The following is a 12199-nucleotide window of genomic DNA, read 5'->3' as shown; positions in this document are numbered from 1 at the left end:
GTGGGACGAGGCGGGACTGGAGGCCCTGCCCTGGACTTTCATCAGACTCGACCAGCCGAAATGGACTGTCAGGATGGCTGCGGACACCCGTTGTCCCGCTGGGGGTCAAGGGGTCGCAGGTTCAAATCCTGTCGTCCCGACGGTCTGAATCAGCCCGCTGATTCTGGGTGAAAGCCCAGTTCAGCGGGCTTTTTCGTGCGCATTTTTCGATCTTGAAGTGACTGTCCACAGTGGTCTGTACTGGTCAGTAACCCGGTGTTTGGGAGGATTTTGGGAGAATCGGTTTGCGCGGGGCGAAATGGGGTCGCGTTGGCTAAGCGAATCGTGTCCTCCGTTCGGGTGTTCTTCCTGGTCATGATCGGCGTGTGACGGCGTTGTCCAAGTGCGGCAGAGCCTGGTGATCTCATGGATCGTGGAAGTTGCACCTGCGGAGCTGGGCTGTGGCCAGTGGGGTGACATCGCGGCGTTCCTCGCGCGCGGCGGTCATCTGGGGCGGTGACGGGTTTGTCGGGGCAGGTCGTCTTCGTCGATGGGCGACCGGTGTCAGACCATGCTGGCGGGGCCGGGGCGGCGTCGACGGGTGGACACTGGTGGAGGCAGAGATCGTCAGAGAAGTTGGCGACCACGAGCTGGCCGAGGAGAATGTCGCTGTGCCCAAGCCCTACCCCCGGGAGTTCCGCGACGATGTTGTGCGGGTCGCCCGTGACCGCGAGCCCGGCGTGACGGTCGAGCAGATCGCGAAGGGCTTCGGGGTTCACCCGATGACGTTGTTCAAGTGGTTGCGCCAGGCTGAGGTCGAGGAAGGCGCCAAGGCCGGTGCGAGCCGGGCCGAGTCGGCTGAGCTGCGTGAGGCGCGTAAGCGGATCAAGCTGCTGGAGCAGGAGAACGAGGTCCTGCGCCGCGCGACGGCGTATCTATCGCAGGCGAACTTGTCGGGAAAAGGCTCTACCCGCTCGTGACCGAGCTGGCCGCGGACGGGATCCCGGTCGCGGTGACGTGCCGGGTACTCGGGATCGCTCGACAGCCGTACTACCGGTGGCGCGTCCGGCCGGTCACCGGGATCGAGCTCGAGCGGGCTCAGCGGGCGAACGCGTTGTTCGACGCGCACCGCGACGATCCGGAGTTCGGCTACCGGTTCCTGGCCGACGAGGCCCGTGACGCCGGTGTGTCGATGGCGGACCGGACCGCGTGGCGGATCTGCTCGTCCATGGGCTGGTGGAGCACGTTCGGCAAGAAACGCGGCCGCAACGGCAAGAAAGCCGGTCCGCCGGTGCACGACGACCTGGTGCGCCGTGACTTCACCGCCACCGCACCGAACCGGCTGTGGCTGGCCGACCTCACCGAACACCGCACCACTGAAGGAAAGTTGTATCTGTGTGCGGTCAAGGACGCCTGCTCCAACCGGATCGTCGGCTACTCCATCGACTCCCGGATGAGGTCCCGCCTCGCCGTCACCGCACTCACCAACGGCCGTCGCGAGATGTGACGAGGTCGCCGGCTGCGTGGTCCACACCGACTGCGGATCGCAATTTCGATCCAGGAAATTCGTCCGCGCGCTCGCTCGTCACGGCCTGTCCGGTTGGATGGGCCGGGTCGGCGCCGCCGGAGACAACGCCGCGATGGAGAGCTTCTTCGCGTTGCTGCAGAACAATGTTCTCGACCGGCGCACCTGGACCACGCGCGAGGAACTGCGGATCGCGATCGTGACCTGAATCGAACGCACCTACCACCGCCGCAGGCGCCAGGCAGCTCTCGGCAGGTTGACCCCGATCGAATACGAAGCAATCATGGCCACGCCAGCCAGCCGGGCTGCGTGACTACCACTGTCACCTACTCGTGCAGCAGACCCACTCGACATCTTTGGCCGCCGAGGATGGGCCGAGCAGAGCCAGCCAGCCGACAAGTCGGACGAAGATGAAGTACAGCAGCCTCAACGCCACGTTCACGATCATGCCGCCGCTATGGCGATGACGCACGATTACCGCAGCTCAGCGGCGAGTCCAGAGCTCTGGCACCCCACAGTCTTTGATGGCTTGCGCGTCGCTGTCGAGGAGCGACCTCTCGTGTTCCGCCGGCTTGACCTTGAGGGTCCAGCCGTCTCGTGCGTAGCGCGGGGGGACGGCGGCGCGGCGAGCACCGCGCGGTCGGGGTTGGTTCAGCGCAGTACCGCGACCTCGTGCCGCATCACCAGTAGTTCGATGTCCTTCGACGTTGGGGACGGCTGAGCAAGATCAGCCAGCCGATGAGGCGGACGGGGACCAGATGTAACAGGCGTAAGATGAGCATGCCCTGGGATCGCCTATGTGGAATTCTGTGCTCAGCGGCACAGTGCGGACTTCGACACCACGCGGGCGTTATGAGACACGATTTTCACGTCCGTGTCGAGCCGAGTGTTTGCCGCGCGTCGCGGGTCGCGCGGACTCTTGCGCTACTCGTGAAACCGAGACTGTGCAGAAGTCGCGGGCACAGCTGTCATTGATCAGCTGGCTTCGGCGTGGCCGGGGCAATCAGAGGTACGACGGAGGGGCCATTTGGGGGACTGTGGTACCCATCGCTTCGGTGAAGGAGTAGGTTGAACATTGTTGCCCCGGACCTCGGTGACGTGACCTGTTCACAACAATTGTGGACACAGATCACGGGCCGAGGCTTTTGTGTGGACGGCCCGATGTGTAGGCCGTTCTGATCGGGTGCCCTGCCCGCAGTCTTTCTGTCTTTCTCCGTTGGCGCCTTCGTGTCGGCGGTTTCCCCAATTTTCGTTTCAGGAAATGAACTCGTCATGCAACGCATCCGCACCACTCTCCACGCCATGATCGGAGCCACGATCGTGGCTGCCGGTCTGGTCACCCTTGCCCCCGTCGCGCAAGCCATCACCATTCCGGTGGCGTGCAGTGAGAACGCTTTGGTCGCGGCGGTGAACCAGGCCAACGGCACTCCCGCCTCGGACACGCTCGTGCTGGCGGGCGGCTGCACCTATCAGTTGACCTCCGCTCACGGTGGTCTGACCACCGGGCTGCCGGTGATCACGACCCCGATCCAGATGATCGGCCCGGCGGTCATCACCCGTTCCTCCGCGCTGCCGTTCCGGATCGCCGAAGTCGGCTCGACCGGCAGTCTGACCCTGACGACCTCGGTCGTGTTCACGAACGGCAGCGCCGTCGGTGACGGCGGCGGCATCCTCAACCGGGGTGCGGTCACCCTCACCAACAGCGGCCTCGTCGGGAACGTGGCCACGCTCAACGGTGGTGGACTGGCCAACGCCGACACCGCCTCGGACACCGCGCCCGCCGCGACCTTCACCAGGAGCAACGTCACCGGCAACACCGCGCTGCTGCGCGGTGGTGGCATTTACAACGGCCTGCGCGGCACGTTGAGCACCACAGGTGTGTCCGGCAGCCCGCTGTTCATCCTCAACAACACCGGCTCCGAGGGGGGTGGTGTCGCCGCCGTCAATTCCACCGCGACCACCATGACCCAAACCGCCGTCACGGTTAACACCGCGGTGCTGACCGCCGGTGGCGTCTACCGCCTCGGCGGCACCATGACCGCAACCAACTCGCCCATCACCGCCAACACCCCCAACAACTGCGTCGGCAGTGTTCCGGCTGTGCCCGGCTGCACCGGCTGACCATCGCGCGGACGAACCGCACACGACCCAGTAAATGCTCTACTCAACAGCAAGGAGATCTCGTCATGGGAATCATCATCATCGGCGGCCTGATCGACTCTGTCATCGGCATCGTCAACGGCGCCGTGGCCGGCATCCTCGGTGCCGCTGGCGCGCTCCTCCCCATCATCTGATAACGGAGCCAGACCTGCGCGACCCCCACCAGGCCTTTGCGGGCTGGTGGGGGTCGCGCCGCTTGCAGGTGATAAAAGAAATGCGAAAACCTCTGCGAACGGGTGTTGCGCAATTTGCGGAACGCATTTTGCGGAACGCATTTTGCGGAACGCATTTTGTCGTCCAGGTGTGAGGCCCTCGTCGGTGGCGGCATCAGTGGGGACTTGACCGCATATGGGTGACCGGCCGCTCCTTCTGTTGCCAGCGGTGTCGAATGCGTGAAAGCTCGGTCGTATCGAGGGTTGCTTGGTGCCGGTGCCCTCATCTTCCGGCATCGGACAATGGCTCCAGACCCCGGTCATCACACCACCTCGCAAGTTCGTGGCGTCAGCTGCAGATTCTCTTCACGGGTGGAAGGTTGATCATGAGATCGACAGAACGCATCAGCACGGCAGGCCGGGCCGGTCGGGCCCTCATCGCCTTGGGCACCGCGGCGGGGTTCTCCCTGCTGGTTCCCGCGCAGGCGTTGGCGCTCCCGCCGGGATGCACCCAGAGCGGCGCCAACTTCACCTGCACCGCCGGGATCCCCGCCGGTCAAGTGCTGACCGGGACCACGGGCAACAACATCATCACCATCACCGGCGGTGCCGTGAACGGCACGGTGAACAGCCTTGCCGGTGGCGACACCATCAGTGTCACCGGCGTCGTCGGTACGGCGGGCATCAGCGGCCCGGCAGGCGCCAACGGCAATGCCGGCACTCCTGCGGGAAATGCCGGCGGCAACGGCGGAGCCGGCAACGTCGGCGGCGCCGGCGTGGGGACCACCGGTGTCATCGACGCCGGTGCGGGCACGGACAGCATCATCGTCACCGGTGGCGCCGGGGGTAACGGGGGCAACGGCGGCCAGGGCGGGGCCGGGTTCGCCTCCGGTGCCGGTGGCGCCGGAGGCGATGGTGGCGTCGGCGGGATCGGTGGCGTCGGTAACGCCGGGAACGTCACCGGTGGCGCCGGTAGCGACACTGTCGTGCTCACCGCGGGCAGGGGCGGCAATGGTGGCCTTGGCGGCCTTGGTGGTAACAGCGGTCTCGTCGCCGGTGGCGCGGGTGCCGGGGGTATCGGTGGCGCGGGCGCGGCCGGTGGCGTCGGGAACTCCGGAACCTTCACCGGTGATCTCGGTGATGCCGGTCTCGACAACGTGACCACCAACGGTGGTGCCGGTGGTACCGGTGCGGCCGGTGGCGTGGGTGGTTGCGGTTACGGCGGCGGCGCCGGTGGCGTCGGCGGTGCCGGCGGTGCGGGTGGGGTCGGGAACTCCGGGACCATCAGCGGCGGTGCCGGTGCTGACTCGCTCAAGGCCAACGGTGGTCTCGGCGGCAACGGTGGCGTCGGTGGCAAGGGCGGCAACGGTCTGGCGGCCGTTCAGCCCGGTGGCGCTGGTGGCGTGGGCGGTGCCGGTGGCGCCGGTGGGATCGGAAACTCCGGCACCCTGACCGGCGGAACCGGCGTGGACACCATCACCGCGACCGGTGGCAAGGGTGGCAACGGTGCCGGTGGCGGCAACGGCGGCACCGGCTGCAGTGGCCCCGGCGGTCCCGGGGGCATCGGCGGTGCCGCGGGTGCCGGCGGTCTCGGGAACTCCGGAACCATCAACGACGGGCTCGACATCATCACCACCCCGTCGGGCGCCAGCGGCCTCGCGGGCGGCAACGGCGCCGCCGGGGTCAACAACGGCGGCATCTGCACCTGCTGACAGCGGTATCAACGGGCAGCGGCAACACCAGCGGCAACGGTGTTGCCGCTGCCCTCGGCGATCCCAGGGACGCTGTAGCCGCCGACAACTCCGTCCACGGCACATCATCCTGCGGTTCTGGTGCGGCTCACACTGCTCACACCCATACCCACGCCCGCCGTGGCCGGCGCGCAGCAGCGATCCACTCCGGGCACCACGCCTGTTCACCCGTTCGCGTGCCGCCCTGTTCGGTGGCAGCATTGGGGGAAAGAGCTCGGCTGTGTTCGGGTAGCAGTCGGCTCACGCCGACGAATGTGCAGTCCCCTCGCCGGTTCGGTGGCCTGTGAGCCGCTGGACATCGAGGGCGTGTGACCGTCCTGGACCCCGGCGGCGACCACTTCTCCAGTTTTACTGTCAGGAGTGCCGCTATGGCCACCGCGGAATCCTTCCCCGGCGCGGAACGTGCGCCCCGCACGATCGGTTTGCCCGACGTCGAACAGCTGAAGGCGGACACGCACGCCCTGCGCCTGGTGCACTACCGCCAAGGCGGCGATGCGTGTCTCGACGCGATCCGCCGCCGGATGGGGGAGGGGCGGTTGATGCTCGACGCGTCAGCCGCCGAGTACGTGCGGCGCCGGTTGCACGTGGCGCTGGGCGATCTCTACAACCTCGCCGGCTGGGTGTGCTTCGACGTCGGCCTGGCCGGCAGTGCCCGTGTCCACTTCGCCCAAGCGTTCGTGCTCGCCGGTCGGGGCCGGCACAACGGCCTGGTGGCCAACATCTGCTACCGGCTCGGCCGCGTGTGCTTGCACCACGGGAGCCTCGCCGAGGCGTTGGACTACTTCGAGCTGGGTCAGCTGGCCGCGGCCGGGCCGGGCGGTGAGATCGCTGCCGGCATCCTGTCGATGAACTCGGCCTGGACCCATGCCAGGAAGGGCGACGGTGGTCAGGCGCTCGCCGAGCTCGATCGCGGCAGGGACCGGTTCGCGGCCGCCGGCCACACCGATGTGCCCAGCTGGGCCGGGTTCTTCACCGAGACGGATCTGTCGGCCATGGTCGGCGCCGTCCACACCGACCTGGCCCGCACCACGAGCCCTCGCCACGCCCGAACCGCGATTCCGCTGCTCACCGGAGCGGTCGACGACTACGGCGACGACATGGCCCGCAGCCGTGTGTTCAGCCTCGTCCTGCTGTCGATCAACCACCTGCTCGACCGGGACCTCGGTCACGGCGTAGCTGTCGGGTTCCGCGCGCTGGCGCCCGCCGAGACCTTCACCTCGGCACGCGTCCGCGATCGCATCCGGCCACTCGGCGAGCAAGCGGCGCGCCACCGCTCCCACACGGTGCGCGGGAGCTCATCGCGCGCATCGCCGAATACGCCGGCCTCCCGCACCGGCAACACTGACTCGTTTCCGTCGGAGCTCCCGCGCTCGGCCCAGCTCCACCTCTGCGCCGGTCCCCGTGGTTCGGCAACCGAGGCGGTGGGCGGTGGCGTGAAGGGCTATGGTTCGTTCTGGATCACAATGGCGAGGAGTGACCGGCATGGGCACGAATCGGCATCTCGACATCCTCGCGGTGGTCAACAAGATCGCCGTGGCCGAGCGGGAGCCCGTCGGCGTCCGCCATGTCTGCCTCGCCTGCCGGACCGGTCTGAACGCGGCCGGTGTCGCGGTCTACCTGGTCGGTACCGCGCAACCGCTCGAAGTCGCCGGAACTGCCGGTGACGAGATCGCCGAGCTCCAGGCAACGGTGGGCGAGGGGCCTGTGTCGGAGGCTCTGCGGCAGAACCAGCCGGTGTTCGCATCCGATCTGGCGGGCGGGTGGAGTGCGCGGCGCTGGCCCGTGTTCGCCCCGGCTGCGGCCGCCGCGGGAGTGGCGGCGATCTTCGTGATCCCCTTGACGCTCGGCGCGATCGCGCTGGGCGCCCTGGAGATCTGCCGGGATGTCGACGGCCCGCTGTCGGCGGAGGAGCTCGCGGACGCGCTGCTGTTCGCGGACACGGCGACGGCGCTGCTGCTCGGCCGGACCGCGGCGCCGGAGGCGCTGGACGGCGGCGACCTGTGGGCCACCGAGCCGGAACGCCGCTGGGGCGTGGTGCACCAGGCCACCGGCATGGTGTCGGTGCAGCTGGACACCGATCTCGGGGAAGCGTTCCTGAGATTGCGGGCGCACGCGTATCTCGCCGGCCTGCGTCTGTCGGAGGTGGCGGCCGACGTGGTCGCGCGCAGACTGAGATTCACCCCGGACACCGATTTCGAGAAACAGAGGTGAGTCACATGTTGGACCGGCGGATCACCCAGACCTTCGTCGAGCTGGCGGACACGCTCGTGCTGCGGTTCGACGCCATCGACTTCCTGCAGACGTTGACAGAACGCTGCGTCGAACTGCTCGAGTTGGACGCGGTCGGGATCCTGCTGGCAGACCAGCGCGGTGCGCTGAACCTGGTGGCCGCGTCCACCGAACAGGCCCGCATGCTGGAACTGTTCCAGCTGCAGGACGAGGAAGGCCCCTGCCTGGACTGCTTCCACACCGGGCAGCCCGTGGAGTGCGCCGACCTGGAGCAGGAACCGCAGCGCTGGCCCCGGTTCACGGCCGCGGCGCGCGACCAGGGATTCGCCGCCGTGCACGCGGTGCCGATGCGGCTGCGCGAGCAGGTCGTCGGCGCGCTGAACCTGTTCCGGACCTCGCCCGGCGCCATCCCGCAGGACGCGGTCGAACTGGCCCAGTCCTTTGCCAACGTCGCGACGATCAGCATCCTCCAGGTCCGGGCGCTGCGGCACAGCGAAATGGTCACCGAACAACTGCAGAACGCGCTCAACAGCCGCATCGTCATCGAGCAGGCGAAGGGCATCCTGGCCGAGCGCCTGCAGATCGATGTCGCGGACGCGTTCTCCCTCATGCGCACCCACGCCCGCAACAGCAACCAGCTCCTGTCAGAGGTTGCGCAGCACGTCGTATCGCGATCACCGGAGATCACCGAGCTGATGAGGGACAGCAGCCCCCGACGCCCGTAAAAAGCGGCGTACAGCCCACCGGCGTAAGTTCGAGGTGCCGAGGGCACTTCGCGCGTCGGAAGCCGGACTGGCGCTGTCCTCGGTGTTCCCCGGAAACGGTCGTCGTACGGCCGGAACGGGAGTGGTGAACACGATGCCGAGCCAGCGCGCCCATAAGGTTCCTGTGCGGACCATCCTCGCGACTATCGGGCTGACCCTGGCCACGGTCGTGGCGGTGGTGTTCGTGATGCACGTCCAGCGAGTTCTGGTGTGGATGCTCATCGCGGTCGTCTTCACGGTCGCGCTCTACCCGGCGGTGAACTGGCTGCAAGACCATGTCAGGTGGTGCCGCCGCCCGCTGGCGACCCTGGTCGTGTTCCTCGTCGTCGTGCTGGCGTTCGGCGGCATTCTCACGTTGTTCGCCGTGCCGCTGGCCGAGCAGGGCACACGATTGGCGGCGGCGCTGCCGGACATGATCGCGGACGCACGTGGTGGCAGAGGCCCCGTCGGGATCTTGCTGGAGCGCACGAACGCGCTGGAGCTCGCCCGTGACAACGAAGAACGCATCCGGGAGTTCGCCACCGGCCTCGGCACCCCGGCGCTGGGCCTGTTGCGCAGCGCGGTCACCGGCATCGTCGCGACCATCTCCATCTTCGTGATCGCCTACCTCGCGGTGCTGGAGGGTCCGAAGGTCGTCGAGGGAACGCTCGCGCTGTTCTCCTCACAGCGGGCGGAGCACATCCGCAGGGTGGGCGGCGACTGCGCGAAGACCGTCACCGGCTACATCTCGGGCAATCTCCTCATCAGCGCGATCTGCGGTGTGCTGACCTACGTCGTGCTGAAGATCTTCGGTGTGCCGTTCGCCGAGCTGATCGCGATCTTCGTCGCGATCGCAGACCTGATCCCCCTGGTCGGCGCCACCCTCGGCGCGGTGGTCGCGGGTGTCGCCGCGCTCATCCACTCGCTGCCCGCGGCCATCACCGTGGTCATCTTCTTCATCGTTTACCAGCAGCTGGAGAACCACCTGCTGCAACCGGTGATCTTCTCCAGGACGGTCAAGCTCAACCCGCTGACCGTGCTCGTCGCCTTGCTCCTGGCGACCGAACTCGCCGGAATACTCGGCGCACTGCTCGCCATCCCGGTCGTCGGCGTCATCCAGGTCGTCCTGCGCGACATCTGGCACCACCGCGGCGGACAACCGGTTGCGGCGCCGACCGCGGTGACGGACACCACGATCCGAGGAGACGCGGCCTGGACGACCGGTTCGTCGAACACCGTCCATAACAGACGATCGCTACAACCTGATGAGGAGTCACGCTCGTGACACGCACCGACCTGGCACCGGCCTTCACCCGGCACGACCTCGAGCTGATCGATGCGTACTGGCGGGCGGCGAACTACCTGTCGGTCGGTCAGATCTACCTGTTGGACAACCCGTTGCTGCGCGATCCGCTGCGGACCGAACACGTCAAGCCGCGCCTGCTCGGGCACTGGGGAACCACTCCCGGGCTGAACCTGTTGTACGCGCACATGAACCGGGTCATCAACGCTCGTGACCTCAACGCGCTGTACGTGACCGGTCCTGGTCATGGTGGTCCAGGACTGGTCGCCAATGCCTACCTGGAAGGCACCTACAGCGAGGTCTACTCCTCGATCGGGCAGGACGAGGACGGGCTGCGGGCGTTGTTCCGGCAGTTCTCCTTCCCCGGCGGCATTCCCAGCCACGTCGCGCCCGAGACACCCGGTTCCGTCCACGAGGGCGGAGAGCTCGGCTACGCGCTGGTGCACGCCTACGGTGCGGCGTTCGACAACCCGGACCTGCTGGTGCTGTGCGTGGTGGGGGACGGGGAAGCGGAAACCGGTCCGCTGGCGGCCAGCTGGCATTCAAACAAGTTCCTCAACCCGGCGACGGACGGCGCGGTGCTGCCGGTGCTGCACCTCAACGGCTACAAGATCGCCAACCCGGCCGTGCTCGCACGGATCCCCGACGACGAGCTCACCGCGTTGATGCGCGGGTACGGCTATGTCCCGCACTTCGTCGTGGGTGACGATCCCATGGACGTGCACGAGCAACTGGCGGCCACGCTCGACCTCGTGCTCGATGACATCGCCGCCATCCAGCACCGGGCCCGCGAAGGATCCGGCACGGGGAAGCGCCCGCTGTGGCCGATGATCGTGCTGCGCACGCCGAAAGGCTGGACGGGGCCCAAGGTGGTCGACGGCCTGCCGGTCGAGGGCACGTTCCGCGCCCACCAGGTACCGGTCGCCGCGACCCGCGCGAACCCCGAGCACCGTGAACTGCTGGAACAGTGGATGCGCGGATACCGCCCGGACGAGCTGTTCGACCGCACCGGGCGACTGATCCCGGAACTGCAGGCACTCGCCCCGCGAGGGACCCGGCGGATGAGCGCCAACCCGCACGCCAACGGCGGCCTGCTGTTGCGCGACCTCGTCATGCCCGACTTCCGCGACCACGCCGTACCGGTGGAGCGTCCTGCCGCAGAAGCCGCCGAGGCGACCAAGGTGCTGGGCGCGTTCCTGCGCGACATCATCATCCGCAATCCCGACCGGTTCCGCGTCATGGGGCCGGACGAGACGGCGTCCAACCGCCTCTCCGCGGTGTTCGAGGCGACCGACCGCACGTGGAACGCCATCACCGAGCCCGGTGACGATCACCTCGCTCCGGACGGACGGGTGATGGAGGTGCTGTCCGAGCACCTGTGCCAGGGCTGGCTCGAGGGCTACCTGCTCACCGGCCGTCACGGCTTGTTCAACTGCTACGAGGCGTTCATCCACATCATCGACTCGATGTTCAACCAGCACGCGAAGTGGCTCAAGACGACACGCGCGATTCCGTGGCGAGCACCGATCGCGTCACTGAACTACCTGCTGTCGTCGCACGTCTGGCGCCAGGACCACAACGGGTTCTCCCACCAGGACCCCGGGTTCATCGACCACGTGGTCAACAAGAAAGCCGAGATCATCCGGGTGTACCTGCCGCCGGACGCCAACACGCTGCTGTCGGTGACCGACCATTGCCTGCGCAGCAAGCACTACGTGAACGTCATCGTCGCCGGCAAACAGCCCGCGTTGACCTACCTGAGCATCGACGAGGCGGTCGCGCACTGCACGCGCGGTCTCGGGATCTGGCCGTGGGCGAGCAACACCGACGGCGAGCCCGATGTCGTACTCGCCTGCGCGGGAGAGATCCCGACGCTGGAAACCTTGGCCGCCGCGGATTTGCTGCGCGCCCACCTTCCCCAGCTGAGGGTGCGGGTCATCAACGTCGTGGACCTGATGCGGCTGCAGCCCGCCAGCGAACATCCGCACGGGCTGTCCGACGGCGACTTCGACGCGCTGTTCACCACGGACAAACCGGTGATCTTCGCATTCCACGGCTATCCGGCGCTGATCCACCGGCTCACGTACCGGCGCAACAACCACCACAACCTCCATGTGCGCGGCTACAAAGAAGAAGGCACCACGACCACGCCGTTCGACGTCCTGATGCTCAACGACCTCGACCGCTTCCACCTCGTCATGGACGTCATCGACCGCGTCCCGTCGTTGGGCAGCAACGCCGCGACGCTGCGCCAGCGGATGACGGACGCTCGTTTGGCGGCACGCCGGTACACCCGCGAACACGGCGAGGACGACCCGGCGATCTCCGGCTGGACCTGGCCGGAACAGGACTGAGCA

Annotated in this window: 7 protein-coding genes and 1 pseudogene; all 8 read left to right on the top strand. The window is 67.4% G+C overall.

Annotation, left to right across the window (positions count from 1 at the left end):
- Positions 1-650 precede the first annotated feature (650 nt).
- The 8 genes and pseudogenes from ACZ7CF_RS04270 to ACZ7CF_RS04235 all read left to right on the top strand — a co-directional run bounded on the left by ACZ7CF_RS04270 (position 651) and on the right by ACZ7CF_RS04235 (position 12196).
- Positions 651-1817 (top strand): annotated as a pseudogene (locus ACZ7CF_RS04270) (IS3 family transposase).
- 914 nt (positions 1818-2731) lie between these two features.
- Positions 2732-3625, top strand: coding sequence for a hypothetical protein (locus tag ACZ7CF_RS04265; RefSeq protein WP_458433570.1), 894 nt, complete (start codon positions 2732-2734; stop codon positions 3623-3625).
- Positions 3626-4202: 577 nt separating this feature from the next.
- Positions 4203-5528 carry a hypothetical protein gene (locus tag ACZ7CF_RS04260; protein WP_470368776.1) on the top strand — a complete coding sequence of 442 codons (1326 nt, stop codon included), beginning with the start codon at positions 4203-4205 and terminating at the stop codon, positions 5526-5528.
- A 347-nt stretch (positions 5529-5875) separates the two neighbouring features.
- Positions 5876-7231: a transcriptional regulator gene (locus ACZ7CF_RS04255; RefSeq protein ID WP_470368775.1), complete on the top strand. Its 1356-nt coding sequence runs from the start codon at positions 5876-5878 to the stop codon at positions 7229-7231.
- A complete protein-coding gene (locus ACZ7CF_RS04250) occupies positions 7158-7778 on the top strand; it encodes a GAF and ANTAR domain-containing protein (RefSeq protein ID WP_360401567.1) in 621 nt (206 codons plus the stop codon). Before ACZ7CF_RS04255 ends, ACZ7CF_RS04250 begins: the two co-directional genes overlap by 74 nt.
- A gap of 5 nt (positions 7779-7783) precedes the next feature.
- Positions 7784-8521: a GAF and ANTAR domain-containing protein gene (locus ACZ7CF_RS04245; RefSeq protein ID WP_470368774.1), complete on the top strand. Its 738-nt coding sequence runs from the start codon at positions 7784-7786 to the stop codon at positions 8519-8521.
- Between the two features lie 163 nt (positions 8522-8684).
- Entirely contained in the window at positions 8685-9824 is a 1140-nt protein-coding gene (locus ACZ7CF_RS04240) for an AI-2E family transporter (protein WP_360401528.1), read from the top strand.
- Positions 9821-12196: a phosphoketolase family protein gene (locus ACZ7CF_RS04235; RefSeq protein WP_470368773.1), complete on the top strand. Its 2376-nt coding sequence runs from the start codon at positions 9821-9823 to the stop codon at positions 12194-12196. Before ACZ7CF_RS04240 ends, ACZ7CF_RS04235 begins: the two co-directional genes overlap by 4 nt.
- The last annotated feature ends 3 nt before the right edge of the window (positions 12197-12199 follow it).

The sequence above is a fragment of the Lentzea sp. NPDC036955 genome, assembly GCF_055608005.1.
The sequence above is the reverse complement of the archived record's forward strand: the minus strand, read 5'-3'. Positions and strand labels throughout refer to the sequence as shown.